Here is a 23308-nt window from a genome sequence, read left to right as displayed (position 1 = left end):
CGAGGTAACCAAAGACGCGACGCGCCTCCGCAAAATAAGAACCCCGCCACGAGGGCGGGGTTCCGGTCTAACTCTGCGTGGGCAGTGTCGGACGCTTACAGCGGACGCACGTTCTCCGCGGCCGGGCCCTTCTGGCCCTGGGTGATTTCGAACTGCACCTGCTGACCTTCGGCCAGCGACTTGAAGCCGCTGCCCTGGATCGCGGAGTGATGCACGAAGACATCCTTGCCGCCGTCGGAGGGGGTGATGAAGCCGAAGCCCTTGCTATCGTTGAACCACTTCACAGTACCTGTCGTCACGGAAATACCTCAATCAAAAAATTTTAATGTTTGCAGTAGTTCTTGTTGTGCAAGTCTGCGGAGGGTCTTCCGTACTACAGGAGGGCGACACCGAACTGCCACAAGAAATAAGCTGCGACCGGGCTACTATACAGAAACCCGCGGCGGACAGCAAAGCACATTGTTACGGCCGCCAAGCGCATCACACCGCCTCGGGCCCGCGGCGGCCCGCCCGCCCCCGGACAGGCCGTGGCAACAGTCGCCCGCCCGGCGCGAAACCCACTGTTTACCCAATGATTGTCCTGGATATTTTTTAACCGGCTTCGCTCCCCAACAACTCGAGCAACTGCGGCCCGTAACGCTCCAGCTTGCGGGCGCCGATGCCGTCGATGGCGGACAGGGCATCCAGATCGCGCGGCCGGGCGACGGCCAGCGCGGCGAGCGTGCTGTCGTGGAAGATCACATAGGCCGGCACCGACTGCTCGCGCGCCTGCCCGGCGCGCCAGGTCTTCAGGCGTTCCAGCAGCGCGGTCTCCGCCGGCGATGCCGCATCGGACCATGCCGCGCGCTGGCGCGCCGCCGGCTTCGCCTTGCGCGGTATGGCGCGGCGCAGTTCGATGCGCTGCTCGCCCTTCAGCACCGGACGGCTCGCCTCGGTCAGCCGCAGGGCGCCGAAGGCCTCATGATCGGGGCGCGCATAGCCCAGCGCCACCAACTGGCGGAACACGCCGCGCCAGGCGGTCTCATCCAGCTCGGCGCCGAGCCCGAACACCGCGAGGCCGTCGTGTCCATACTGGCTGACGCGCTCGGTGGCGCGGCCGCGCAACACGTCGATCAGGTGGCCGGCGCCGAAACGCTGGCCGGTGCGGTACATGCACGACAGCGCCTTGCGCGCCGCCTCGGTGGCGTCCCAGGTCTCGGGCGGCTCCAGGCAGGTGTCGCAGTTGCCGCAGGGCCCGGCCTGTTCGCCGAAATAGGCGAGCAGGCGCACGCGGCGGCAGCCGGCGGTCTCGCACAGGCCGAGCAGCGCCTCCAGCTTGTTCGTGGACACGCGCTTGTATTCCTCGCTGCCCTCCGACTGCTCGATCATGCGACGCTGCTGCACCACGTCACCCAGGCCATAGGTCATCCAGGCGTCGGCGGGGGCGCCGTCGCGGCCGGCGCGACCGGTCTCCTGGTAATAGCCCTCGATGCTCTTGGGCAGGTCGAGGTGGGCGACGAAACGCACGTCGGGCTTGTCGATGCCCATGCCGAAGGCGATGGTGGCGACCATGACGACGCCCTCCTCGCGCTGGAACCGCGCCTGGTGCTCCGCGCGCGCCTCGGCGGTCATGCCCGCGTGGTATGGCAAGGCGCGCACGCCCTGCCCCGCCAGCCAGGCGGCGGTCTCCTCCACCTTGCGGCGCGACAGGCAATAGACGATGCCGGCCGCGCCGGCGTGCGTCGCGCGGATAAAGCGCAGCAGTTGCGTCCGGGCATCCTGCTTGTCGACGATGGTGTAGCGGATGTTCGGGCGGTCGAAGCTGGAGACGAACACGCGCGCCTCGCCGAGGGCGAGGCGGCGGATGATCTCGGCGCGTGTCTGCGGATCGGCGGTGGCGGTGAGCGCGATGCGCGGCACCTGCGGAAAGCGCTCGTGCAGCAACGAAAGCTGGAGGTACTCGGGGCGGAAATCGTGGCCCCACTGCGAGACGCAATGCGCCTCATCGATGGCGAACAGCGCGAGCTCCGCGTCCTCCAGGGCGCCCAGCATGCGCGGCATCACCAGGCGCTCGGGCGCGCAATAGAGCAGGTCGATCTCGCCCTTGCGCAGCGCGCGCTCGGTGGCCGCCACCGCGTCGGCGTCGAGGGTGGAGTTGATCAGCGCGGCGCGCACGCCAAGCTGGCGCAGCGCGTCCACCTGGTCCTGCATCAGCGCGATCAGCGGGGAGACCACCAGCGCGGTGCCGCGGCGCAACAGGGCGGGCAACTGATAGCACAACGACTTGCCGCCGCCGGTCGGCATCAGCACCAGCGCATCGCCGCCCGCCGCCACGTGCCCGACGATCTCGCGCTGGGCGCCGCGGAAGGCCGGGTGGCCGAATACCTCGTTCAGCAGGCGCAGCGCCTCGTCGGAGGCGGCGCCGCGCTCAGCGGACATCACGCATGGCGGTGGTCACGGGAATCACGCGGGGACCGGGGCGATGTCAGGCGCGCGACATATAGGCGCCGGTCTCGGTATTGACCTTGATCACGTCGCCCGGCCCCAGGTATTCCGGCACCTGCACGATCAGCCCGGTGCTCAACGTCGCCGGCTTGGTGCGGGCGGAGGCCGAGGCGCCCTTGATGCCGGGGGCGCACTCGGTGATGGCGAGCGTAATGGTCGGCGGCAGCTCGATGCCGAGCACCTTGTCGTCCGCCACCAGCGCGGCCAGGCCTTCGATCCCCTCGCCGATATACTGGAGCTCTTCCTCGATCGACTCCTCCGGCACCGTGAACTGCTCGTAGCTCTCGCTGTCCATGAAGGTGCAGCCGTCGGCGTCGCGGTACAGGAACTGCACCGGCCGGCGCGCGAACTCCACCTCCTCGACCGGCTCGTCGCCCTTGAAGCCGCGCTCGAACTTCTGCCGCGTGACAATGTTGCGCCCGCGCACCTTGTACAGCGTATTGCCGCTGCGCGACGAGGCCGTCTGTACCGTCGTCTGCAGGATCAGGATGTTCTGGCCCTCCACCTGGATGACCATGCCGCGCTTCACTTCGTTTGCCTTCATCGATCTCCCGTCAACTTAATTTATGGGGACGGATTTCAAATCCGTCCCCTTCCCTTTGACCCTGAAAATTTGGGGTCAGAGTAAAAACTCGGCTGCTATCCCTGAACAAGACTGATACATACTGGAGTTTTTACTCTGACCCCAAATTTTCCCACTGACTTACTCATCGCAGGAATAGCCCAGCAGGGAAAGCCCCTCTTCCAGATAATCGGCGGCGAGCGGGGTCGCGAGCAGGTATTCGGCGGTGCGCGGGTTCCAGCTCTCCTCCGCCGTCGCCAGGGCGTCCTCCCATTCCGCCTCGAGGAAGTCGCCGCGACCGAGCCACATCAGCGCGACCAGGGCCACCTGCTGGTCCGGCTCGAGGTCATCGATGGCGGAGCGGGTCTCGTCATAGGTGAGGTCGTCGCCGTGGTCCGCCAGGACCTGCAGCGCCCAGTCGTCATTGGCGCTGCCGGTCACCTCGGGCAGCACCACCTCTTCCTTCGCCTGGAACTCACGGATGCCGGTCAGGATCCGGCAGACGGTTTCCGGATTGATCTGGTCGAGCATGAGGGCCTCGCTCAGTTTGCGATAGTCGGGGCTGATTCTATAACAGGCTGGGGACAGACTTAAGTCTGTCCCCATACCTGTCCCCCTGTCCCCCGACTCACGTCCGTCCCCTCGCCGGCGATGGCTAGCGCCGCTTGCCCAGCAGCGAACCCAGTACGCCGCGCACGATCTGGCGCCCGAGCGAACTGCCGATGGCGCGCGCCGCGCTCTGCGCCATGGCCTCGACCGGCGTCTGCCGCCCGCGCGGGACCCGCGCGAGCACCGGCTGCTCGCGCTGCGCGCGCTCGACCGCCGCCTGCTGCGCCTCGACGTCGGCGCGCTGTTTCAGCGCCTCGTAGGCGGAAACCCGGTCCAGCACCTGGTCATAACGCCCCCTGAGCGGGGAACGCGCCAGCCGCTCGGCGCGCTCCGCGTCGGTCAGCGGACCGATACGCGACTCCGGCGGACAGATCAGCGCGCGCTCCACCGGAGTGGGCCGGCCCTCGGCGTCCAGCACCGAGACCAGCGCCTCGCCCACCCCCAGTTCGGTGATGACCCTGGCGGTATCGAGCCCCTCGTTGGCGCGGAAGGTCTGCGCCGCGGCCTTGACCGCCTTCTGGTCCTTGGGCGTGAAGGCGCGCAGCGCGTGCTGCACACGGTTGCCGAGTTGACCCAGCACGTCCTCGGGGATGTCGAGCGGGCTCTGGGTGACGAAATACACGCCGACGCCCTTGGAGCGGATCAGGCGCACCACCTGCTCGATCTTGTCGACCAGCGCCTTGGGCGCGTCGTCGAACAGCAGGTGCGCCTCGTCGAAGAAGAACACCAGGCGCGGCCTGTCGGGGTCGCCGATCTCCGGCAACTGCTCGAACAGTTCGGCGAGCAGCCACAGCAGGAACATCGCATACAGGCGCGGGCGCGTCATCAGCGCGGTGGCGTCGAGCACGGAGATGACGCCGTTGCCGCTGAAATCCGCCTGCATCAGGTCGGCCAGGGCGATCTGCGGCTCGCCGAAGAACTGTTCCGCCCCCTGCTGCTCCAGCACCAGCAGGCTGCGCTGGATGGCGGCGATGCTGACCGTATTCATATTGCCGTACGCCGCCTGCAGATCCTTGGCGTGCTCCGCCACCCAGGTCAGCATCGCGCGCAGGTCCTTCATGTCGAGCAGCAGCAGGCCCTGGTCGTCGGCGACCTTGAACACCGCGTGCAGCACGCCGGTCTGGGTATCGTTGAGCTCGAGCAGGCTGGCCAGCAGCAGCGGCCCCATGTCGGACACGGTGGCGCGGACCGGATGGCCGCGCTGGCCGAACAGATCCCAGAACAGGGTCGGGTAGGCGCGCTGCGTGTAATCCTGCAGGCCGAGATCGGCGACGCGGCGGGAGATCCTGTCGTGCGGGACGCCGGCGGCGGCGAGCCCCGAGAGGTCGCCCTTTACGTCGGCCATGAATACCGGCACCCCCGCGCGCGCGAAGCCCTCCGCGATGACCTGCAGCGTCACCGTCTTGCCGGTGCCGGTCGCGCCGCTGATCAGGCCGTGGCGGTTCGCCATGCGCAGCGGCAGGGTGATGACGCCGCCCGCGTGTCCGCCGATACGTACGCCGCCGCTCATGAGTGCACCCGCTCAGCCGAAATGGCACACGTAGTGGAGCGTCTCCAGCGCCTCGATGTCGAAGCGGCTGTTGCCTGCCACCTTAAACGACTGACCCGCGCCGAAGGTCTGCCAGTCGGACGCGCCCGGCAGGCGCACGCGGCAGCGGCCGTCGGTCAGCTCCATTACCTCGGGCGCGCCGGTATTGAAGGTGAGCGGCGCGCCGGGCAGGATCACGCCGACGCTCTTGCGGCCGCCGTCCTTGAACAGCACCGTGTGCGAGACGCACCGGCCGTCGAAATACACATTCGCCTTCTTCACCACGCTGACATCGTCGAACTGGCTCACCACACCTTCCCCCGTCGCAAGATCATCCGAATCACGTCGAAACCGCTGGGCGTATCTTACTGCCTGTGCGCCTCCCCGATCCATACACGCCCCGTTCTTTTTCGCGGCGGGACGGGCTATGATGGCGCCATGCAGCGCCATGAAACCGGATCCGCCCTGAGTTCCCGTCTGATCACCGTCGGGATCATCGCCGTCCTGCTGGTGATCGCCTTCCTGATGCTGCCCAGGGGCTTCAGCGACGACCTCTCGCGCATCGGCCAGGGCACCAACGTGGTCGTGCTCACCCACAACAAGGAAGCGGTCCAGAGCCTGGACCTGATGACCCTGATGAACGATATCCGCGCCGACTACGCCGGCCAGATCGAGTTCCTCGCCGTCGACATCGACACCGCGCCGGGCCAGGCCTTCATGGAGCACGAGCAGATCGGCGGCAGCGCCCTGCTGCTGTTCGGCCCCGACGGCGCGCGCCGCGGCGTGCTGGTCAGCGTGCGCGACCAGCAGACGTTGCGCGCGGCGCTGGACAATGCCTTCGGCATCAGCCGCTGACCTGGCCTCTCAACAACCAGACGTTCTCCCGCGCCGCGCATTTCCCCTTCAGTCCGCCGACGACCTCCACGCTGGCGAGCCGGGTCAGATCATAAATGTTCCGATAGTGCCGGCCCACTTCCTCGTCGCTGACCGAAAACGGCGGCCCCTCCGCGAGGGACTGATCGTACTCATAACAGACCAGCAACTGCGGAGCCCCGGCCGTGATCTGCGCCAGGTGCGCCGCGTAGCGTCCGCGCATCCCGGCGGGCAGTGCCACCAGCGCCGCCCGGTCGTACACCGCATCAACCGGACCGAGCATCTGACCTGACAACTGGAAGATATCACCGACGAAGATGTCGATGCCCTCGGCGCGGTAACGGCTCAAGGCGCCAACCTCCATGACTTCGGGCTCCACCCCGAGATCCGTGAACAACTGCTCGATGGCGATCCGGCTCAGCTCGGCCCCGGCGACGCGATAGCCGCCGGCGCGCAGCCAGGCGATGTCGAGCGTCTTGCCGCACAGGGGCAGAAATATCCGGCCGCCCGGCTCCGGCGCGAGTGCACTGAAATGCCGGACGAGATGCGGATTGGCCTCGCTGCCGTGAAAGCCGATGTCATTCGTTTCCCATTTTCGATGCCAGAAACCTGCGTCCACACTGATATCCTCCTCAACACCAGCTCGCCTGGTCCTCCGGCCGCTGCAGCATCTCCTGCACGTTGGCCGCGATGACCTTGTAACCGACGTTGCCGTACAGCTTCTGCCGCCCCTCGTTCAGCACGTAGGTCGGGCTGCCGCCGACAGACAGCTCCTTGCACAGTTCGAGGTCGCGGCACAGCTCCGCCATCGCGGTGCCGTCCTCGAGCACCGACCGGATCGGCGCCAGCGGCAGGCCCAGCCCGGCGGCCAGTTCGAACTGGACGTCCTGCCGCGCGATGTTGCGCGCGTCGCGGAAAAAGGCCAGGCGCAGGCGCCACATCAGTTCCTCGAACACGTCCCGGCCCGGCGCCTCGCCCGCGCCGCGCGCCGGGAGGATACCGTTACCGATCAGATGCTGAATCGCCTTCAGGAACAGGTGCGGACTCGCCGACGAGACGGGGGCATCGTCCAGCCACAGGCGCGGATGCACCTCGACATGCGGGAAGCGGCTCGCCGTCTCGTGCACATGCGCCGCGTACGCCTCCATCCCGCCGCGCGCGGCCCAGCCCGTCTCGATCCGGTGCGCGACGGCGCCGAATACCGGGATGAAGCGGTATTCGAACCCGATGCGCGCGCCGAAATTGGCCCGCAGCTCATCCACGCGTATCTGCGACACATAGGCCCAGATACACAGCAGGTCGGAGAAATAGGTCAGCTTGATCGAACTGGAGTCGCTCATGGTGAGTCTGAAAGCCTTTTCATCGTAGCCCGGATGAAGCGCAGCGGAATCCGGGGATCATGCGTTTTTCCACTCATCACCTTAACGAGAATACCTCTGTTCATTCTCACAATACCCTGGATCCATTTCATTCCATCCGGGCTACGCCCGCTGAGCGCCCGGAGAGAGGACCCTGGATACGCGGTTTCAGGACCCCGGAAACTTCCGATGCTGCGGCAAGTTGTCCGTGATTTCGTACCATGGCGCCTTCGAGTCCACGAAGATGTGGCACAGCGGACGCACTCCGGGATCATCGTCCAGCGACCCCATCGCCAGTCCGTAGTTGTCCGGCTCAGGGTCCCAGGAATTCACCATCGCCGAGCCGCATACCCGGCAGAACCTCTTGATCGTATCCGCGGAGGAGCGATAGCTGGTCAATAACTCCTCTCCCTGTATAAAACGCAACGAAGATCTGGGGACGGAGAGTCTCGCCCGGAAGGCCGTGCCGTGAAATTTACGGCACATCGAGCAATGACAATACAGCGCCGTTCCCACCGGGCCGATGATCTCGTAGCGGATTCCCCCGCACAGACAACCGCCTCTCAGCATATTCCCCTCCTGGCGCCCGACAGACACGGACACACCGCCCGAGTTCACGCGCGCACGCCCGGGCCGCCTCAGAATTTCCCGAGGAAATCCTGCTTCCCGACCTCGACGCCGTTGTGGCGCAGGATCGCGTAGGCGGTGGTGACGTGGAAATAGACGTTTGGCAGCGCGTAGGTGAGCAGATAGGTCTGGCCGGGGAAGGTCAGCGTACCGTGGCGCATGGTGAGCGTGATGGTACGCTCTTCCGAGCCGTCGATCTGTTCGGGCCTGAAGGTAGCGAGGAAGTCCACGGTCTTGCGCACGCGCGCGATCAGTTCGGGGAAGGTGGCCTCGGTGTCCTCATAGCGCGGCGGGTCCATGCCGGCGAGGCGCGCGGCGCTGCCCTTGGCGTTGTCGGTCGCGATCTGCACCTGGCGCGCAAAGGGGAACATGTCGGGATAGAGCCGGCTGCCGATCAGCACGGCGGGGTCGATCTTCTTCGCCTCGCAGTGCGCGGCGGCCTTCTCCAGGATACCGGTGAGGTTGGTCAGTACGCGTGTCAGCGGGGGAACGCAGGCCTGGTACATCGAGATCGTCATCGCCGTTTCTCCGTCAGTTCATGGCTCATCTGTGCGTCGCGGCGCGCACGGCGCGCCTGCCCGCCAGCATAGCACGGGGACGACGCCCCGCGGTTGTCCGCCCGCGCCCGACTGTGATACAAGGATGTACCCAACCAGGAGGCCCGACATGCAACGAATGATCACGACCCTGTGCACCGCCCTCGCCCTGTTCGCCCTGACCACGGCGCAGGCGGCCGGCGACCGCAAGACGGTGGAGCAGGTGTATCAGCAGAAGACCGCCCTCAGCGGCCAGCAGGTCGCCGTGCACGGCAAGGTCGTCAAGGTCAACAACGGGATCATGAACAAGAACTTCCTGCACATCCAGGACGGCACCGGCGCGGACGGCAGCAACGACCTCACCGTCACCAGCCAGGACACCGCCGAGATCGGCGACGAGGTAACGGTCACCGGCACCCTGGTCATCGACCGCGACTTCGGCGCCGGCTACACCTACCCGGTCATCGTCGAAGAGGCGAAGATCAGCAAAGAATAGTAATGGATAACGGGTGATGGGTGATGACCGGGTTTAATCACCCATTACCCATCACCCATCACTCCTTACACCTCACGCCTCACGCCTCACCGGATTCATAACGCCCGTTCCCCCGCCGCCGCCAGCGTGCGGCGCTTCCTGCGCATATGGCGCAGCTTCAGCAACAGCACCGAGAGTGTCAGCAGAAAGGTGATGCCGTTCGCCGCCATCAGTGGCGACGAACCCAGCGCGATGCCGTACAGCGTCCACAGCAGCAGGCCGGCGCTGTAGAGCGAGAAGGTCAGCAGTGAAATATCCTCCGCCGTGCCGGAACGCCAGATCTTCAGCACCTGCGGCACGAAGGCGATCGTCGTCAGGACGCCGGCCAGGGTGCCGATCAGCTCGACCGGATTCATGAGGCCTCGAGCAGTCCGGCCAGATACCGGAACAGTTGCCGCCCCGAGCGGGACGGCTTGCCGAGCGCGCGCTCCTCGCGCGCGGCGGCCGCGAGCCGCCTCAGCGGGTCGAGTTCGATCTCCGGAAACCGCGCGCCCAGCTCGTCCAGCACGGCGGCATCCCCCGCGACCAGCGCATCGCGCCACTGCTCCACCTGCTGGAACGCGCGCGCCTCGTCGCGCCGCGGCTGATCGACCCGGTCCAGCTCGCGCGTGATCTGCGCGGCGTCCGCCGCGCGCAGCAGTCCGGTCAGGTAGCGAAGCTGACGCGCGAGCGCGCCGCGCTCGAAGCCCTGCGCCGCCAGCAACTCCGTGCGCAGCTCGTCATCGAGCGGCAGCTTTCCCAGTCGCGCCGCCGGAAGCGCGATGAGCCGCTGCGCCAGCGCGCGCAGGGAATCGGTCTCGCGTTTCAATTGCGATTTGTTCGGGCGCCCCGCGTTACCGTTCTCGTCGTCTTCCCGCTTCATCCGTCATCCCGTCCTGTCCGCGCGCCCGTAACGATCGGCGGTGCAGTTGTGCTAGAGTCGCCCCGGAGGACATCATGTTCAACGCCTACGCGCTCATCATCGGTCTCTTCATCGTCGGCGGCCTCGTCACCGCCGGCTGGGGCTGGCGCCTGATCGTCCGCGCGCGCGCCATGCGCGACTGGCCGGCCGCGGAAGGCGTCGTCGAAACCGCGGAAGCCAGCGGCGGCGAAGACGACCTGCTGCCGCATATTGTATTCAGTTACCGAGTGGACGGGAAAACCTATCGCCACCTCCTGGAACTCCCGCCCGGAGCACTGCCCTCGCCCGAGCTGGCCGCGTCCTGGCGGCGCAACTACCCGGTGGGCGGCCGGATCACGCTCTATTATGATCCCCGGCGGCCGGACACCGCCGTGCTCGAACAGGGCGGCGGGGCGGGCGACTGGCTCATCTTCGGGCTCGGCGCCGCCGCGACGCTGCTCGGCCTCGCCATGCTGCTGATCTGAACTCGCCCCGACCCGTGAAGACCGCCATCCTCTGGTTCCGCGACGACCTGCGCCTGGCCGACCAGCCCGCGCTGATGGCGGCCCTGCGCGCGGCGGAGACCCTGATCCCGCTGTATATCCATGACCCGCGGGCGGCGGCACCGTGGGTGCCCGGCGCGGCCTCGAACTGGTGGCTGCACCACAGCCTCGTGGCACTCGATGCCGACCTGCGCGAGCGTGGCTCGCGTCTCGTCATCGCCCGCGGCGACAGCGCCGACATCCTCGCCCGTCTGTGCGCCGCGCACAATGTCGGCGCAGTGCACGCCCTGCGGCGATTCGAGCCGGCCCTCGCCGCCTGCGACCGCCGTGTCAACGAACGGCTCGCCGCAGCGGGCGTCGAACTGCGTCTGCACGCAGGCGCGACGCTGCTCCCGCCGGAACACATGCTCAAGTCCGACGGCACTCCGTTCAAGGTGTTCACGCCGTTCTGGCGCCGGCTGCAGGAGCGTTACGCGGCAACACCGCCCCTGCCTGCCCCGAACGCGCTGCCGCTGCCCGCGGATGCGCCCCCGAGCCTGCCACTGGAGGCGCTCGGGCTGCTGCCGCGGATCCCGTGGGATCGCGGCTTCTACAACCACTGGACGCCGGGCGAGCGCCAGGCCGGACGACAACTCGCCCGGTTCGCGCAGGACGCGCTGGCGGACTATGCGCGCGCGCGCGACGTCCCCGCCTCGGCCGGCACCTCGCGGCTGTCGCCGCACCTGCACTTCGGCGAGCTGAGTCCGCGCCAGGCCTGGTGGACGCTTGCCGGCGGCGCGGACGCCGGCGCGCTCGATGCGCGCGGGGCCGAGACCTGGCTGCGCGAACTCGCCTGGCGCGAATTCGCCCGTCACGTGCTGCATCACTTCCCGCACACCAGCGACGCGCCGATGGATCCGCGCTTCGAGCGCTTTCCCTGGCACGATGACGCGATGCGCCTCGCGGCCTGGCAAAGCGGGCAGACCGGGATCCCGATCGTCGATGCCGGCATGCGCGAGCTGTGGCACAGCGGCTGGATGCACAACCGCGTGCGCATGCTGGTGGCGTCCCTGCTCACCAAGAACTGCCGCGTGGACTGGCGTGCAGGCGCGCGCTGGTTCTGGGACACGCTGGTCGACGCCGACCTCGCCAACAACAGCCTGGGCTGGCAGTGGACCGCCGGCTGTGGCGTCGACGCGGCGCCGTATTTCCGCATCTTCAATCCGGTGTTGCAGGGGAAGAAGTTCGATCCGCAGGGTGAGTACGTGCGACGCTGGGTGCCGGAGCTGGCCGCGCTGGAGACGCGCTACCTCCACCAGCCCTGGACCGCGCCCGCCTCCGTGCTCGCCGCGCACGGGATCACGCTGGGCCGGACGTACCCCCACCCGATTGTCGACCTCGCCGCGAGCCGCGCCGAGGCGTTGGCGATATATAAAAACATGGGGACGGAATTCCATTCTGCCCCACGCAATTCGTAGCCCGGATAAAGCGCAGCGGCATCCGGGGATGTCCCTCCCGGATGCCGGCGCTATGCGCCTCTATCCGGGCTACGAGAACCTTGGCCCAAATCCAGAATCGGGGAAGAGTGAATTTTACCTGCGTGCAATGCGTTGGCTTGGGGACGGATTTGAAATCCGTCCCCGATCGGATTGATTGCGCTCAGCCCACCGGGTTCTCCAGCGTCCCGATCGGTTCGATGGTGATGGCGACGCGGTCGCCGGGGCGCAGGAAGCGCGGCGGGGCGGAACCGGCGCCGACGCCGGCGGGCGTCCCGGTGGAGAGAATGTCGCCCGGCTGCAGCGTGACGAAGGCCGACAGCGCCGCGACCAGGGTCGGGATGTCGAAGATCATTTCCGCTACTACGCCCTCCTGGCGCAGCTCGCCATTGACCCGGGTCAGGATGCGCAGCGTGGCCGCGTCCGGGATCGCATCGCGCGTCACCAGCGCCGGTCCCAGCGGGCAGAAGCCATCGAGGCTCTTGCCCAGGAACCACTGCTGGTGCCGCTTCTGCAGGCGGCGTGACGTGACGTCGTTGAGGATGGTGTAACCGTACACGTGATCGAACGCCGCGACGCGCGCGATGCCGCGGCCGCCGCGCCCGATCACCACCGCCAGCTCGCCCTCGTAGTCGGCGGACTCGGTGGGATCCTGGCTGGCCGGGATCGGCTCAGCGGGTCCGATCACGCTGGACGTGGCCTTGGTGAAGAAGATCGGGACCTCGGGTACCGCCTCCGCCCCCGGGCCGGCCGTGCCCTGGGCGCGCACCTCATTGACGTGATCGCGGTAGTTCTTGCCCACGCAGAAGACATTGCGCACCGGCCGCAGCGGCGCGCACAGGCGCAGCCGCGCGAGCGGCAGGCGCGCGACACCGGAGGCAAGCGCGTTCCGCACCTCGCGCAGGCCCGCCTCACCCAGCGCGATCAGGCCCGGCATGTCACGCGGCAAACCCGGCGCCGCCCGCGCCAGGTCCACCACCTCGCCGCGCCCCGGGTCCAGCACGCCGATATGCCCGGCGCCGGATTCAATGAAGGTCACGAGATGCATACCGATCTTCCTGGCGCGGATCGTGCGCCCGACTCAGTCCTTTGACCTGAGTCCTGATTTCAGTGTTCGTGCCCGCCGACCCCGTGCGCGTGCCCGTGCGCGATCTCCTCCTCGGTCGCATCGCGCACGTCGACCACGTCGATCGCGAACTGCAGCGTGCGGCCGGCCAGCGGGTGATTGGCGTCGACGTCGAGCGTGGTCAGGCCGACCTTGAGCACGATCACCGAGCGCGGTCCGTAGGGAGTATTGACCTGCACCATCATGCCGGGTTCGAATTTCGTCCCCTTGGCGGCATGCAGCACATGGCTCTTCGAGATGCGCTGCACTGCGTCGTCGTTGCGCGCGCCGTAACCCTTCTCCGGCGGCACCGTCACCTCCAGGTGATCGCCGGCCTGTTTGCCGGCCAGGGCCTCCTCCACCCCGGGGATCATCGAATCGTAGCCGTGCAGGTAGACCAGCGGATCGCCCTCATGCGAATCCTCCAGGGTCTCCCGCCCCGACTCGTTGACCCGGTAATGAAACGTGACGACCTTGTTCTTTTCAATCTGCATGGGTAGCTCCAGGGATAGATTTGGATCAGATCCGGCTGCCACGCGCCGGACGCGCCGCGGCACCGCCGCTACGTTACTGGGTCGCGGGACTTTGTGCAAATACGGCTTCCCGTCCGGGGACGGATTTCAAGGCCGTCCCCCGTGGCATGGCCTGGTTGTCTCACTGCCGTGTTCGCCGTATGGTATAGCCTACGTTTCCTGCCGGATATCTCCCGATGATCGTCGTCGAATCCTTCCGCGGCCGCCCCGTCACCGACCTCGGCGTCGAGGTCGTCGAGCGCAAGGGGACGGGACATCCGGATACGCTGTGCGATTCGATGATGGAGGCGATCTCTGTCGCGCTGTGCCGGGAATACCTGCGCGAGTTCGGCGCCGTACTGCACCACAATATCGACAAGGGCCTGCTCGCCGCCGGCCAGGTGGACAAGGGCTTCGGCGGCGGACGGGTGCTGCGGCCGATGGAGCTCACCATCGGCGACCGCGCCACCTTCACCGCGGCCGGCAAAACGATCCCCGTCGCCGAGATCGCCGTCGAGACCGCGCGCGCCTGGCTGAAACGGCATCTGCGCCACGTCGATCCGCTGCATCATCTCGACACCCGCGTCATGCTGGCGCCCGGCTCGGCCGAGCTCACTGACATCTTCGCGCGTCCCGGCGCCGTGCGCGCCGCCAACGACACCTCCGCCGCCATCGGCTACTGGCCGCCGAGCCCGACCGAACGCGCGGTGCTGGAACTGGAACATCACCTCAACTCGCCCGGTTTCAAGGCGCGCTTTCCCGAGACCGGCGAGGACGTCAAGGTCATGGGCCTGCGCCACGGCGTTGCGCTCGAGCTGACCGTGGCCATGCCGCTGCTGGCCGCGCATATCGACAGTGAGGCGGCATACTTCGCGCGCAAGGCGACCATTGGACACGCGATGGAGGAATTCGCGCGCCGCTTTACCGCCTTCAAGGAAATAACGATCCGGCACAACGCGCTCGACGCACCCGGCCGGGGCCAGGGCGGCGTCTATCTCAGCCTGCTCGGCACTTCCGCGGAGGACGCCGACTCCGGCCAGGTCGGGCGCGGCAACCGCGTCAACGGCCTCATCGCGCTCAACCGCCCGCTCGGCGCCGAGGCGGTGGCGGGCAAGAACCCGGTCAGCCATGTCGGCAAGATCTACAACGTGCTCGCGCACCGGCTCGCGCGCGAGATCCAGGAAAGCATCGCCGGCATCCGCGAGGCCTACGTGCTGCTGCTGAGCCGCATCGGCGACCCGGTCGACCGGCCGTGGATGGCCTCGGCGCAACTGTTGCTGGAGGATGGCGTCGAACTCGATGACGTGCGCGCGCCGGTCGCGCGGAAGATCGAGCAGGCACTCGCGGGCATGGACACCTTCTGCGCGGAGCTCAGCGCAGGCAAGTATCCGGTGTGCTGAGCATCTTACCCATGGGGACAGATTTCAAATCTGTCCCCATGGATGGAACCGGGGACGGAATTCAATTCCACCTGCGTGTCAGAAGGGCAACGGAATCCGATTGGAGATGGGAATGGCGGAACCCCTTACCTGCGTGCAGGATGGGGGACGGAATTGAATTCCGTCCCCGGCCTCATCGATCGGAAGTGGGGACAGATTTAAATCTGTCCCCACTTCCTAAGATTCCCGCAGCGCCACCGTGATCGGGATGCGCGCGGCGCGCAGCGCGGGCAGCAGGCCGCCGAGGAAGCCGATGCCCAGCGCCCACTGCAGGCCCTGTAACAACAGCCCCGGCGTCACCTGGAACTGGAACACGACCTGGCTGAAGTTGCCGCCCAGCGTCGAGACGGTATAGCCGTTGAACAGGACGTAGGCGATCGCGGCGCCGAGCACGCCGCCCGCCAGCGCGAGCAGCATCGACTCCAGCAGCACCGCCACTACCACCGGCGCGCCGGTGAACCCGAGCGCGCGCAGCGTGGCGATCTCACGCGCGCGCGCGGCGATCGCCGCGTACATGGTATTGATCGCGCCGAACACCGCGCCGATCGCCATGATGATGGCCACCCCGGTGCCCAGCACGCGGATCACCCGGGTGAGCTGTTCCGACTGCTTGTTGTAATACTCGCGCGTGGTCTCCACGTCCACCTTCAGGCGCGGATCGTCGCCCAGTGCCGTGCGCATGCGCTCCAGCCCCTGCGCGCCGTCCAGGCGCAGCGTCACCGACTGGAAGCCGTTGCGCCGGTAGGCGGTGGCAACGGTTTCGGCGTCACCCCACAGCTCCGAGTCGTGCGCGTCGCCGGAGGCGAACGCCCCCACGATGCGCCAGCTCTGGTTGTTGAGCCGGATCTCGGCGCCGGGCTCGATGCCGCTGAAGCGTCGCAGGGCGCCCTGCCCGACCACGAGCTCGCGCAGGCCGGGCTCGAAGCGCCGGCCGGAGATCAGCCGCACCTGCGGGCGCACCTGCCACGCGCCCGGCCCCACGCCGCGCACCACCACGTTCGCGTCGGTCCCGGAGGAGCGCAGCGGGACGTTGGCGATCACCACCACCTCGGGCGAGGCGAGCGGCACCTCCCGCGCGTCGCGCGCCACGCCCGGCGCCTGCGCGACCAGCGTCACGTCGGCGCGCTCCAGCCCGGAGGACACCTCGGCCTCGGACCCCGCGCGCAGCACGATCGCCGTGTCGTCGCTGCCCGATTCCTTCAGCGTGGCCTCGAAACCGGCTGCCATCGACAGCAGCGCGACCAGCACCGCGACCACGCCGCCGATACCGACCACGACCACCGAGGTGCCGCCGAGACGCTGCGGGATGGTGGACAGGCCACTCGCGGTGATGGCCAGTGCCTGGCGGCCGGGGCGCGTGTACCACAGCCAGGCCGCCAATGCCGGGCTCAGCGCGAGCAGCACGCGCGGCGCCGACATCCACGCGACCACGGCGCACAGCGCCGCGAGCGCGATGCCGGCGCCGAGGAGGAATGATCGCAGCGCGCCCATCGCCCCGTCCTCAGCGTCCGCTCAGCGCGTCGACGATGCCGAGACGCATCGCCCGCAGCGCGGGTGGCAGGCCGACCGCGATCCCGATCGCCAGGGCCAGCGCCAGCCCCAGCCACCAGGTCTGGGCCGCCATCGGCAGGTCGAACTGTCCACCGCTGGCGGCGTTCAGCACCGGCAGGCTCAGGCGCGCGAGCACGAGCCCCGCCGCGCCGCCAAGCGCCAGCAGCAGCATCGACTCCGCCAGCACGATGAACAGGATCAGGTGACGGGTGAAGCCGAGGGTCTTGAGCACGGCCAGCTCGGGGATGCGGTCCCGGATCGCCTGCGCCATGGTATTGCCGGTGAGCAGGATCAGCGCGAAGAACACCGCGCCCATGATCGCGGTGACGATGAGGCCGATGTCGCCGATCTGCTTCGCGAAGGAGAGCTGGAAATCGCGTTCGCTCTGGCTCTTGGTCTCGTCGGAGGAATTCGCGAACAGGCGGTCGATGGCCAGCGCGATGCGATCGACATGCGCCGGGTCGTCCACCTGCACGATGTACCAGCCCACGGTGCCCTGGCCGAACTCGCGCGCCTCGTCGAAGTACGCGTAGTTGAAGAACAGCTGCTGCTCCATCCCGCGCAGCTCGGGCTGGGCCGCATGGAAGATGCCGACCAGATCCAGCGTCCACACGATGCTGCCGTCCCTGGTGGGAAAGATGGTGGCCTGCAGCGGGATCCGGTCGCCGAGTTTCCAGCCGAAGCGTTCCGCCAGCGCCGCGCCGACGATCGCGCCGGTGCGCGTCGAGACGAAGGCCTGCCGCTGCGCCGCCGGCAGCACGATCTCGGAATGGATGTCGAGAAAGGGCTGCGGGCTGATCGCGATGGTCGGAAAGAAGTTCTTCGCGTCCTGGTAGATCCCGCCGAACCAGTTGGCCCAGGCGATGCGGCGCACGCCGGGCACCGCCCGTATGCGGTTGAGCTGCGCGAAGGGCAGCGGCTGGATGATGGAGAAGCGCGAGGTCACCACCAGGCGGTCGATGCCGGCGAGGTTCTGCGGCGCGGTGAAGGCCACGCGCACGGCGTCGAGCAGGCCGAACAGCGCGAAGGCCATCGCCACCGACAACAGCGTGAGCAGGGTGCGCGCCTTCTTGCGCCGCAGCCCCATCCAGATGAGGTGGAGATACTTCATGGTCCCGCCTCAGGCGGACGCGTCCGCCCCGACCAGCGATCCCTTGTCGAGGTGCAGCACGCGCCGGGCGTATTCCGCGGCCCGCGGATCGTGGGTCACCATGATCATCGTCTTGCCGTACTCGCGGTTGAGGCGCTGCAGCAGGGTCAGCACTTCCTCGGCCGAGTGGCGGTCGAGATCGCCGGTGGGCTCGTCGCACACCAGCAGGGTCGGATCCGACACGATGGCGCGCGCGATGGCGACGCGCTGCTGCTGCCCGCCCGACAGCTCGCCGGGGCGGTGCCCGACGCGATCGCCCAGGCCGACCAGCTCGAGCGCGATGCGCGCGTTGTGCCGCCGCTGCGCCGCGCTCAATCGCGTCAGCAGCAGCGGCAGCTCGACGTTCCTCTGCGCCGTCAGCATCGGCAGCAGGTTGTAGAACTGGAAGATGAACCCCACATGCGCCGCGCGCCAGCGCGCCAGCTCGGTGGCGGAAAGGGTGTCGATGCGCCGGCCCGCGACAGTGATGCTCCCGGCGCTCGGCGTATCGATGCCCGCGATCATGTTGAGCAGCGTCGTCTTGCCCGAGCCGGACGGCCCCATCAGGGCGAGGAAGTCCCCCGGGGGCACGTCGAGATCGATGCGATGCAGCACTTCGATGCGCTGGCGGCCGCGCTCGTAGGACTTGCTGACGTCGCGGATCTCGATCAATGCCGACATGAGTCCTCTCCGGAACCGCCCGACTCAGCCGCCCGGCCCGACCTTGACCCGCATGCCGTCGGCGAGCGCCGCCGGCGGGTCGCGTACCAGGACCTGGTCGACGCTCAGGCCATTCGCGACCAGCACCCTGTCGCCGTAGGCCTGGCCCGGCGTAATCTCCAGTCGCCGCACCCGCTCGCCGTCGAGCACGAATACCACGCTGGCGCCGTCGCGCCGCGCGATCGCCGCGGCCGGGACCAGCACGCCGGACGGCGCGGCGTCGGCGCCGCCTTCCTGCAGGAACGTCACCCGCACGCCCATATCGGGGACGATGCGCGTGTCCTTCTCCTCCAGTGCGACACGCACCTTCACGGTCGCCTTGCTGCGGTCCGCGGTCGGAATGATGGCGATCACCCGCGCCGGGATGCGCCAGTCGGGATAGGCGTCCAGCGCCGCCGCGACCGGCTGGCCGGGACGCACGCGGTTGATGAAGGCCTCGTTCACGTCGACCTCGATCTCGAGCGAGTCCATGTCGACGATGGTGGCGATGCCGGTGCGGGTGAAACCGCCGCCGGCGGAGATCGGCGAGACGATTTCGCCGGGCTGGGCCGGGACCGCGACCACGACGCCGGCGAAGGGCGCGTGAACCACGGTGTTGTCGAGATTGACCTGTGCGACCTGCAACTCGGCACGGGCGACCTCCACCTGGCCGCGCTGGGCGGCGAGCTGGGCATCGAGCGAGGCGACGCGCGTGCGCGCGTCCTCCAGCGCCTGCTGCGGCGTCAGATCGCGCGCCTTGAGTTCCCGCTGGCGTTGCAGGTCGCGCGCGGCCTGGTCGGCCTCGGCCTCGAGCTGTCCGAGCTGGGCCTGGACCGCGCGCAGTCGCGCCTGCGCCAGGCCCACCTGGGTGCGCTCGTCGACATCGTCGAGCCGCGCCAGTATCTGATCCCGCGCCACCGCGTCGCCCTCCTCGATCAGGACGTCGGCGAGCTTGCCGGTGATCTTGAAGGATACGGTCGCCTCGCGCCGCGCCGTCACGTATCCGGTGGCGTCCAGCACCGCGACGCCGCCCGCGAGCGCGGCGGGCGACTGCGTCGTCACGGTCTCGACCGGCACGGGACGCGGGGCCAGCATCAGCGCCGCGATGCCGCCCAGCACCGCCAGCGCGATGACGCCGGCCGCGATCCAGTAACGGCGATTCATCCGACCGCGGCCGTCGCGCTGCCCGGGATCCAGGCGCAGTTGTTCCAGCAGATTCTGATCATTCATGGCATGTCGTTCCAGGGAGCCGGCGCGGGTTCAGGCCCGCCGCGCGGCGGATGATGAGGGGGATGCGTGTGCGCCATTATATCTCACTCACGGCGGCGCCCCCCGTAAACACAAAGCCCCCGGCTGTGTGGACAACCGGGGGCCCCTCTCCTCTCCTGTCTCGGGGCGTCGTTACGGCGCCCCGCGGTCCGCATCGCGAACCGGTTCTAGCCCCTTCTCAGATGTATGGCATCACGAGAACCGATGCCCCTACCAGGCAGGCCGGGATCAGCGTGATCATCAATGCGACAACTCGATTGTGCATAGCAATTTCCCTTTCGTATTGGTTCCATGTTTTTGTCGTATGCCCACAAGCACAAAGATCGAAGACGAAAAAATGACGCTATACCACTGACTTAGAACACGCTAACAATAAACAGTTCCGCAGAGTAATTCAATGCTACTAGCCAGGACGGGCGATGCCGGGCAGGACCTCGCCGCCCGGCCCGGGGTAGAACGAGGATGCATGCCGGCGGGAGGACGTACCGGCATCTGCGGCGGCTAGCGTCTGTCGATGGGGATGTAATCGATCTGGGGCGAGCCGGTATAGATCTGACGCGGGCGCATGATGCGGGCGTTGGCGTCGTCGTGCTGCTCCTTCCAGTGCGCGACCCAGCCCGGCAGGCGGCCGATGGCGAAGATGACCGTGAACATATTGGTCGGGATGCCCATGCCGCGCAACAGGATGCCGCTGTAGAAGTCGACGTTCGGATAGAGCTTGCGCTCGATGAAATACGGATCGGCCAGCGCGAGGTCCTCCAGCTTGCGCGCGATGTCGAGCAGCGGATCCTTGTAGCGCAGGTTCGGCAGCACCTTCTCGCACAGCGTCTTCAGCATCCGCGCGCGCGGATCGAAATTGCGGTAGACGCGATGGCCGAAACCGTACAGGCGGAACGGATTGTTCTTGTCCTTGGCGTCGCGGATGCACTGCTCGGGCGACAGGCCGCCGCGGTGGATGCGCTCGAGCATCTCGATCACTTCCACGTTCGCGCCGCCGTGTAGCGGCCCCCACAGGGCCGAGACGCCGGCCGCGCAGGAGGCGAACAGGTTCGCACGCGCCGACCCGACCACACGCACCGCCGTCGTGCTGCAGTTCTGTTCGTGATCCGCGTGCAGGATGAAGATCAGGTTCAGCGCCTCCTCGATCTCCGGCGGCGCGACATACTGCCGGTACGGCAGCGAGAACATCATGTGGAGGAAGTTCGCGCAATAGCGCAGGTTCGGATCCGGGTAGATGAACGGCAGGCCGCGCGAGCGGCGGTAGGAGAAGGCCGCGATGGTGCGCACCTTGCTGATCAGGCGCGCGGCGGCCTCCACCAGCTTGTCGGCATCCTCCAGCTCGAGAAACTGCTTGTGGAAACAGGCCAGGTTACTGACCATGGCGGACAGGATCGCCATCGGCGGCGCGTCCGTCGGGATGTAGTGGAACTGGTTCTTGAGTCCCTCGTGCAGCAGTTCGTTCGCGGTCAGGCGCTCGCGGAAATAGGCGAGTTCGGGCGCCTTCGGCAGATGGCCGAAGATCAGCAGCCAGGCCACCTCGACGAAGCTCGGGCTGTGCGCGAACTGCTCGATCGGGATGCCGCGATAGCGCAGCACGCCCTGCTCACCGTCGATGTAGGTGATGGCGCTGCGACACACCGCGGTGTTGGCGAGCGCCGGATCGAACGTGGTCAGGCCGGTCTGGCCCAGCAACTGGGAGACGTCGACGGCGGGCCGGCCTTCCGACCCCGTGACGAGCGGGAGTTCGATCTGCTTGTCCTTGACCGTCAGAATGGCCTTTTCCGTCATGACCTTACCCCAATCAGCGCTGCTTAAGAAAACATAATCTAGCACACTTGCGCGGGCTTCCGGAAAATCCGCGCGCGTTCAGCCCCGGTTCAGCATGCGCGTGCCAGGATGACATCGAACCCACTGGCAAGGAGACGCACATGAACACGCTGACCCCCACCACCGGCCTGGCCATCCTGACGCTGATGCTGGCGCCCACCGCCTACGCCGATCATGCACGGCAAGATGGCCATCGTCCGCAACACCGCGGGCACGACGGCTACGCGCGCGTCGTCCGCGTCGAACCCGTCATCCGGGAGATTGTCGTGCGCGCACCGATGCGTGAGTGCCGCCTGGAGGAAACCCGTTACCCGACGCATGACCACCCGCGCCGCGACGTCGTGGGGCCGATGATCGTCGGCGGCATCATCGGCGGCGCGCTCGGTCATCAGATCGGCGCCGGATCCGGCCGGGACGCCGCCACCCTGCTCGGCGCACTGATCGGCTCCTCGATCGCGCGCGACGCCGCGCAGGGCGGGACACCGGTGAGCTACGCGACCGTCCATGAGGAACGCTGCCGCATCGTGCATCGCACGCGGGTGGAACACCGCACCGAAGCCTACCGCGTGACCTACCGCCATCGCGACGAGCCGCACGGCACGCGGACGCACCATGATCCGGGTACGCACAAGTACCGGTCCAGGGATTAAGCGAAGGATCGAATCGTGGCCCGGATGGAGGGCAGCAACATCCGGGGATGGCCGGGCCCCCGGATGCCGGCGCTCCGCGCCTGTATCCGGGCTACATGATTTATCCAGACTGCATGTGATACCGGGATTACGCGCTGATCGCCGACACGGCCGGAAAAGGAATCGTAGCCCGGATGGAGCGCAGCGGAATCCGGGGACAAGTCGACTCAGTCCTGAGTCCTGGCTCCCGATCCCCCGAGATCGATCTCTCCCCGATACTCGAACGGATACTTGAGCGCCCGGTGCAGGGGTTTCACATGACCGGCGAGGCGGTAGCTGAAGGTCTTCAACTCGCCGCTGCCCAGTCGCTGGATCTGTCCGAGGATGCCGGTGATGCCGCTGGTCACCTGCACTTCGACCAGCGCTTCCCCGAAGGCGGGCAGGGTCACGCGCTGGTCGCTGAGGCCGTGGGCGAATTCCTCGTCATTGAGGTACAGACGGAATTCCATGCCCGCGATCGGCAGCTCGACGTCGTTGGGATTCTGCACGCGCAGGCTGAGGCGGTAGCGTTGCTCGAACACGCCGAACTGCTCGAGCTGGAGGTCCGCCAGGCTGACACGCGGCGACTCCAGCCGCGGCGCCAGGGCGGCGCAGGCGAACAGGCCGAACGCCAGCGCGAACAGCGCGATGATCCGTCCTATCGGTCGGCATGGGCCCATGCGCGCGGTCCGCGGGGTCACAGCGACAGCACGAACATCACCAGGCGTTCGATGTCCTCGTCGGAGACCCGTGGCGAATAGGGCGGCATCGGGATGCCGCCGGTCACCTCGGTCCAGTTGCCCTGGCCACCCGTCTTCACCTTCTGCACCAGCTTGGCCATGGCGTCGGGATTGCCCTTGTATTTGGCGCTGACGTCCTGCCAGGCGGGACCGACCAGCTTCGCATCGATCTTGTGGCAGGCGAGACAACCGCCCTTCTGCGCCAGGGCCAGACCCTCGTCCCGGCTTGGCACGCCGGCCGGCGCGGTCGTGGCGGGGCGTTGCGTGGTCATCACCTCAGGCGCGGGGGCCGCCGGTTCCGCCACCCCGGGCTCCGGCGCCGGGCCCGGTCCAGATGCTGACGCGGCAGCGGGCGGCTCCGGCGCCGGCTGCTGCCCGCCAGCCGTGTCCTTCGGCGCC

Annotated in this window: 27 protein-coding genes; 6 read left to right on the top strand and 21 right to left on the bottom strand. The window is 67.7% G+C overall.

Annotated elements, in window-relative coordinates:
• Window positions 1–95: 95 nt before the first annotated feature.
• The 6 genes from IPM20_01040 to IPM20_01015 all read right to left on the bottom strand — a co-directional run bounded on the left by IPM20_01040 (window position 96) and on the right by IPM20_01015 (window position 5492).
• Window positions 96–299: a cold-shock protein gene (locus IPM20_01040; GenBank protein ID MBK9130218.1), complete on the bottom strand. Its 204-nt coding sequence runs from the start codon at window positions 297–299 to the stop codon at window positions 96–98.
• A gap of 292 nt (window positions 300–591) precedes the next feature.
• The gene (recQ, locus tag IPM20_01035; protein ID MBK9130217.1) at window positions 592–2418 is read right to left on the bottom strand and encodes a DNA helicase RecQ; all 1827 of its coding nucleotides are present in this window, start codon (window positions 2416–2418) and stop codon (window positions 592–594) included.
• Window positions 2419–2464: 46 nt separating this feature from the next.
• Window positions 2465–3028, bottom strand: a complete 564-nt coding sequence (yeiP, locus tag IPM20_01030) for an elongation factor P-like protein YeiP (GenBank protein ID MBK9130216.1) — start codon at window positions 3026–3028, stop codon at window positions 2465–2467.
• Window positions 3029–3187: 159 nt separating this feature from the next.
• Entirely contained in the window at window positions 3188–3577 is a 390-nt protein-coding gene (locus tag IPM20_01025; GenBank protein MBK9130215.1) for a DUF3775 domain-containing protein, read from the bottom strand.
• A gap of 124 nt (window positions 3578–3701) precedes the next feature.
• Entirely contained in the window at window positions 3702–5165 is a 1464-nt protein-coding gene (locus IPM20_01020) for a DUF853 family protein (GenBank protein ID MBK9130214.1), read from the bottom strand.
• Window positions 5166–5177: 12 nt separating this feature from the next.
• The gene (locus IPM20_01015; protein MBK9130213.1) at window positions 5178–5492 is read right to left on the bottom strand and encodes a pyrimidine/purine nucleoside phosphorylase; all 315 of its coding nucleotides are present in this window, start codon (window positions 5490–5492) and stop codon (window positions 5178–5180) included.
• A gap of 129 nt (window positions 5493–5621) precedes the next feature.
• Between IPM20_01015 and IPM20_01010 the strand changes: the two genes are divergently transcribed.
• A complete protein-coding gene (locus tag IPM20_01010; GenBank protein ID MBK9130212.1) occupies window positions 5622–6038 on the top strand; it encodes a hypothetical protein in 417 nt (138 codons plus the stop codon).
• On the opposite strand, the gene tmpT is transcribed toward IPM20_01010, so the two are convergent.
• The 4 genes from tmpT to IPM20_00990 form a co-directional block, all read right to left on the bottom strand.
• Complete coding sequence (gene tmpT / locus IPM20_01005; GenBank protein MBK9130211.1) at window positions 6028–6675, bottom strand: thiopurine S-methyltransferase; 648 nt, start codon at window positions 6673–6675, stop codon at window positions 6028–6030. The genes IPM20_01010 and tmpT overlap by 11 nt on opposite strands.
• A gap of 13 nt (window positions 6676–6688) precedes the next feature.
• Window positions 6689–7396 (bottom strand): disulfide bond formation protein DsbA, encoded by a 708-nt coding sequence (locus tag IPM20_01000; protein MBK9130210.1) that lies wholly within the window; start codon window positions 7394–7396, stop codon window positions 6689–6691.
• A gap of 186 nt (window positions 7397–7582) precedes the next feature.
• Window positions 7583–7984 (bottom strand): GFA family protein, encoded by a 402-nt coding sequence (locus IPM20_00995; GenBank protein ID MBK9130209.1) that lies wholly within the window; start codon window positions 7982–7984, stop codon window positions 7583–7585.
• A gap of 68 nt (window positions 7985–8052) precedes the next feature.
• Window positions 8053–8559 (bottom strand): DUF1993 domain-containing protein, encoded by a 507-nt coding sequence (locus IPM20_00990; GenBank protein MBK9130208.1) that lies wholly within the window; start codon window positions 8557–8559, stop codon window positions 8053–8055.
• Between the two features lie 148 nt (window positions 8560–8707).
• Here IPM20_00990 and IPM20_00985 point away from each other — a divergent pair, with 148 nt between their 5' ends.
• Window positions 8708–9073 carry a hypothetical protein gene (locus tag IPM20_00985; protein ID MBK9130207.1) on the top strand — a complete coding sequence of 122 codons (366 nt, stop codon included), beginning with the start codon at window positions 8708–8710 and terminating at the stop codon, window positions 9071–9073.
• Between the two features lie 95 nt (window positions 9074–9168).
• Here the strand turns inward: IPM20_00985 and IPM20_00980 are convergent, their stop codons facing one another.
• Both IPM20_00980 and IPM20_00975 read right to left on the bottom strand, forming a co-directional pair.
• A complete protein-coding gene (locus IPM20_00980) occupies window positions 9169–9468 on the bottom strand; it encodes a SemiSWEET transporter (protein ID MBK9130206.1) in 300 nt (99 codons plus the stop codon).
• On the bottom strand, window positions 9465–9974 hold the full coding sequence (locus IPM20_00975; GenBank protein MBK9130205.1) for a DUF615 domain-containing protein: 510 nt from the start codon (window positions 9972–9974) through the stop codon (window positions 9465–9467). Before IPM20_00975 ends, IPM20_00980 begins: the two co-directional genes overlap by 4 nt.
• A gap of 74 nt (window positions 9975–10048) precedes the next feature.
• On the opposite strand from IPM20_00975, the gene IPM20_00970 reads away from it, so the two are divergent.
• Both IPM20_00970 and IPM20_00965 read left to right on the top strand, forming a co-directional pair.
• Window positions 10049–10477 (top strand): DUF3592 domain-containing protein, encoded by a 429-nt coding sequence (locus tag IPM20_00970; GenBank protein ID MBK9130204.1) that lies wholly within the window; start codon window positions 10049–10051, stop codon window positions 10475–10477.
• Window positions 10478–10491: 14 nt separating this feature from the next.
• Window positions 10492–11952 carry a deoxyribodipyrimidine photo-lyase gene (locus IPM20_00965; protein MBK9130203.1) on the top strand — a complete coding sequence of 487 codons (1461 nt, stop codon included), beginning with the start codon at window positions 10492–10494 and terminating at the stop codon, window positions 11950–11952.
• 181 nt (window positions 11953–12133) lie between these two features.
• Here the strand turns inward: IPM20_00965 and IPM20_00960 are convergent, their stop codons facing one another.
• Complete coding sequence (locus IPM20_00960; protein MBK9130202.1) at window positions 12134–13018, bottom strand: fumarylacetoacetate hydrolase family protein; 885 nt, start codon at window positions 13016–13018, stop codon at window positions 12134–12136.
• Window positions 13019–13077: 59 nt separating this feature from the next.
• Complete coding sequence (locus IPM20_00955) at window positions 13078–13569, bottom strand: peptidylprolyl isomerase (GenBank protein ID MBK9130201.1); 492 nt, start codon at window positions 13567–13569, stop codon at window positions 13078–13080.
• A 215-nt stretch (window positions 13570–13784) separates the two neighbouring features.
• On the opposite strand from IPM20_00955, the gene IPM20_00950 reads away from it, so the two are divergent.
• Entirely contained in the window at window positions 13785–14987 is a 1203-nt protein-coding gene (locus tag IPM20_00950; GenBank protein ID MBK9130200.1) for a methionine adenosyltransferase, read from the top strand.
• 216 nt (window positions 14988–15203) lie between these two features.
• Here IPM20_00950 and IPM20_00945 read toward each other — a convergent pair whose 3' ends face one another.
• From IPM20_00945 to IPM20_00925, 5 genes are all read right to left on the bottom strand, one after another.
• The gene (locus tag IPM20_00945; protein MBK9130199.1) at window positions 15204–16517 is read right to left on the bottom strand and encodes an ABC transporter permease; all 1314 of its coding nucleotides are present in this window, start codon (window positions 16515–16517) and stop codon (window positions 15204–15206) included.
• A gap of 10 nt (window positions 16518–16527) precedes the next feature.
• The gene (locus tag IPM20_00940) at window positions 16528–17688 is read right to left on the bottom strand and encodes an FtsX-like permease family protein (protein ID MBK9130198.1); all 1161 of its coding nucleotides are present in this window, start codon (window positions 17686–17688) and stop codon (window positions 16528–16530) included.
• Between the two features lie 9 nt (window positions 17689–17697).
• The gene (locus IPM20_00935; protein ID MBK9130197.1) at window positions 17698–18387 is read right to left on the bottom strand and encodes an ABC transporter ATP-binding protein; all 690 of its coding nucleotides are present in this window, start codon (window positions 18385–18387) and stop codon (window positions 17698–17700) included.
• 24 nt (window positions 18388–18411) lie between these two features.
• Window positions 18412–19635: an efflux RND transporter periplasmic adaptor subunit gene (locus IPM20_00930; protein MBK9130196.1), complete on the bottom strand. Its 1224-nt coding sequence runs from the start codon at window positions 19633–19635 to the stop codon at window positions 18412–18414.
• A gap of 540 nt (window positions 19636–20175) precedes the next feature.
• Window positions 20176–21462 (bottom strand): citrate synthase, encoded by a 1287-nt coding sequence (locus IPM20_00925; GenBank protein MBK9130195.1) that lies wholly within the window; start codon window positions 21460–21462, stop codon window positions 20176–20178.
• 140 nt (window positions 21463–21602) lie between these two features.
• Here IPM20_00925 and IPM20_00920 point away from each other — a divergent pair, with 140 nt between their 5' ends.
• The gene (locus tag IPM20_00920; GenBank protein MBK9130194.1) at window positions 21603–22151 is read left to right on the top strand and encodes a glycine zipper 2TM domain-containing protein; all 549 of its coding nucleotides are present in this window, start codon (window positions 21603–21605) and stop codon (window positions 22149–22151) included.
• 206 nt (window positions 22152–22357) lie between these two features.
• Here IPM20_00920 and IPM20_00915 read toward each other — a convergent pair whose 3' ends face one another.
• Both IPM20_00915 and IPM20_00910 read right to left on the bottom strand, forming a co-directional pair.
• Window positions 22358–22849, bottom strand: coding sequence for an LEA type 2 family protein (locus IPM20_00915; protein ID MBK9130193.1), 492 nt, complete (start codon window positions 22847–22849; stop codon window positions 22358–22360).
• A gap of 17 nt (window positions 22850–22866) precedes the next feature.
• Window positions 22867–23181, bottom strand: a complete 315-nt coding sequence (locus tag IPM20_00910) for a c-type cytochrome (GenBank protein MBK9130192.1) — start codon at window positions 23179–23181, stop codon at window positions 22867–22869.
• Between the last annotated feature and the right edge of the window lie 127 nt (window positions 23182–23308).

It is taken from the genome of Gammaproteobacteria bacterium (genome assembly GCA_016716465.1).
Lineage (GTDB): Bacteria > Pseudomonadota > Gammaproteobacteria > SZUA-140 > SZUA-140 > JADJWH01.
Note: the sequence above shows the minus strand (reverse complement) of the source record. Positions and strands in the feature narration are given on the sequence as shown.

Excerpts from the sequence above, each read along its gene's own strand:
- IPM20_00980 (MBK9130206.1), bottom strand. The coding sequence starts at position 9,468 with ATGAATCCGGTCGAGCTGATCGGCACCCTGGCCGGCGTCCTGACGACG.
- IPM20_00930 (MBK9130196.1), bottom strand. The coding sequence starts at position 19,635 with ATGAATGATCAGAATCTGCTGGAACAACTGCGCCTGGATCCCGGGCAG.
- IPM20_01000 (MBK9130210.1), bottom strand. The coding sequence starts at position 7,396 with ATGAGCGACTCCAGTTCGATCAAGCTGACCTATTTCTCCGACCTGCTG.
- IPM20_00975 (MBK9130205.1), bottom strand. The coding sequence starts at position 9,974 with ATGAAGCGGGAAGACGACGAGAACGGTAACGCGGGGCGCCCGAACAAA.
- IPM20_00995 (MBK9130209.1), bottom strand. The coding sequence starts at position 7,984 with ATGCTGAGAGGCGGTTGTCTGTGCGGGGGAATCCGCTACGAGATCATC.
- IPM20_00940 (MBK9130198.1), bottom strand. The coding sequence starts at position 17,688 with ATGAAGTATCTCCACCTCATCTGGATGGGGCTGCGGCGCAAGAAGGCG.
- IPM20_00915 (MBK9130193.1), bottom strand. The coding sequence starts at position 22,849 with ATGGGCCCATGCCGACCGATAGGACGGATCATCGCGCTGTTCGCGCTG.
- recQ (MBK9130217.1), bottom strand. The coding sequence starts at position 2,418 with ATGTCCGCTGAGCGCGGCGCCGCCTCCGACGAGGCGCTGCGCCTGCTG.
- IPM20_00985 (MBK9130207.1), top strand. The coding sequence starts at position 8,708 with ATGCAACGAATGATCACGACCCTGTGCACCGCCCTCGCCCTGTTCGCC.
- IPM20_00990 (MBK9130208.1), bottom strand. The coding sequence starts at position 8,559 with ATGACGATCTCGATGTACCAGGCCTGCGTTCCCCCGCTGACACGCGTA.
- IPM20_00955 (MBK9130201.1), bottom strand. The coding sequence starts at position 13,569 with ATGCAGATTGAAAAGAACAAGGTCGTCACGTTTCATTACCGGGTCAAC.
- IPM20_00945 (MBK9130199.1), bottom strand. The coding sequence starts at position 16,517 with ATGGGCGCGCTGCGATCATTCCTCCTCGGCGCCGGCATCGCGCTCGCG.
- IPM20_00920 (MBK9130194.1), top strand. The coding sequence starts at position 21,603 with ATGAACACGCTGACCCCCACCACCGGCCTGGCCATCCTGACGCTGATG.
- IPM20_01010 (MBK9130212.1), top strand. The coding sequence starts at position 5,622 with ATGCAGCGCCATGAAACCGGATCCGCCCTGAGTTCCCGTCTGATCACC.
- IPM20_01025 (MBK9130215.1), bottom strand. The coding sequence starts at position 3,577 with ATGCTCGACCAGATCAATCCGGAAACCGTCTGCCGGATCCTGACCGGC.
- IPM20_00910 (MBK9130192.1), bottom strand. The coding sequence starts at position 23,181 with ATGACCACGCAACGCCCCGCCACGACCGCGCCGGCCGGCGTGCCAAGC.
- IPM20_00960 (MBK9130202.1), bottom strand. The coding sequence starts at position 13,018 with ATGCATCTCGTGACCTTCATTGAATCCGGCGCCGGGCATATCGGCGTG.
- IPM20_00935 (MBK9130197.1), bottom strand. The coding sequence starts at position 18,387 with ATGTCGGCATTGATCGAGATCCGCGACGTCAGCAAGTCCTACGAGCGC.
- IPM20_00950 (MBK9130200.1), top strand. The coding sequence starts at position 13,785 with ATGATCGTCGTCGAATCCTTCCGCGGCCGCCCCGTCACCGACCTCGGC.
- yeiP (MBK9130216.1), bottom strand. The coding sequence starts at position 3,028 with ATGAAGGCAAACGAAGTGAAGCGCGGCATGGTCATCCAGGTGGAGGGC.
- IPM20_00925 (MBK9130195.1), bottom strand. The coding sequence starts at position 21,462 with ATGACGGAAAAGGCCATTCTGACGGTCAAGGACAAGCAGATCGAACTC.
- IPM20_01020 (MBK9130214.1), bottom strand. The coding sequence starts at position 5,165 with ATGAGCGGCGGCGTACGTATCGGCGGACACGCGGGCGGCGTCATCACC.
- IPM20_00970 (MBK9130204.1), top strand. The coding sequence starts at position 10,049 with ATGTTCAACGCCTACGCGCTCATCATCGGTCTCTTCATCGTCGGCGGC.